Source organism: Zobellia roscoffensis (assembly GCF_015330165.1).
GTDB lineage: Bacteria > Bacteroidota > Bacteroidia > Flavobacteriales > Flavobacteriaceae > Zobellia > Zobellia roscoffensis.
In genome coordinates this window covers 1-1113 of sequence record NZ_JADDXT010000001.1, presented here as the reverse complement: position 1 = coordinate 1113, position 1113 = coordinate 1, and the positions used below count along the sequence as shown (strand labels likewise).

1 rRNA gene is annotated in these 1113 nt (G+C 36.7%); it reads right to left on the bottom strand.

The annotated features are described in order from the left end of the window. Nucleotides 1-1034: 1034 nt before the first annotated feature. Nucleotides 1035-1113: ribosomal RNA gene (gene rrf / locus IWC72_RS20495) — 5S ribosomal RNA — on the bottom strand; the annotation flags it as partial.

The window sequence follows — 1113 nt, the reverse complement described above, 5'->3', positions numbered from 1 at the left end:
CAACAAAAACAATACTTTACAAGGAACGTTTACTATTTTTTTACCCTAACCTAACAAACATCTTCATGCCTGTTTTGCGGGCTGCAAATGTAACACCCTTTTTTAATTACACAACCATTTTTTAAAAGATTTTTTTTCCTTTTTCATCCCTTAAACGCATCTTACTGATTCTCAACACGAAACAAAACGGAGCTTTTTCAAGCCTTCTCCGTTTTCCCCGCTATTTGCCGTCAAAACCAACACAGCCCTGAGACCGTCATTACTTTTAGAATTGCCCCACCCTCTCCCTTTAATCAAATTATAAAGATCTATCCATACCCAAATGTAACACCGGTGGAAGAAAAAATAATTAAAATCAACGCAATCCTATTGGGCGCATCCAAATATCAATTTACATTTTCACTAAAAAAATTGTAAAAATCTAATAAAAACTCAAAATACGAAAAATCAGAAATTCAATATCCAGGCATCTTATAAGGATAACTTGACAGATTCACTCTTTAATATCAACTAAAAAAAACTAGATACACCTCCCCCGCTGAATAAAATGTTTAAAATCTGATTTAACATTATCACGTACACCCCATTTGAACAATTCTTCAGTATTCAAAGAATTACTCCATTTTGACCTAAAGAATAACATGCAGTAGCTCTGAGCGTATTGACTAGATGATTATAAAACCTTGGCAAGACCCCTTACTTAAACATTTATTTTATAAAGAAGTATTAATGGATACTTGGACTAGCAACAGGCATGGATAACCACAGACGACCACATTAAATATTAACTATTTCAGTCTGTAGAACCACTGTAGTAAAACCAACCTCAGAAATGAGCATTAATTAAAATCTTCGATAACTTAAGTTACCTTGATAAGGAATTACAATTGTTAAATATGCGGAAAGGAATGATTTGGACGATATCCGCTCCCCCCCCCTAACCGCGCCATGGATTCAGTGGGCTTCATCATCCTCATTTCGTTATGGTCCAAAAAAAAAGGTCCCGATCAGAATGAACTGATCGGGACCTCGAAGTAAGGCGGCTTCCTACTCTCCCACCTATTGGCAGTACCATCGGCGCTGACGGGCTTAACTTCCCTGTTCGGAATGGAA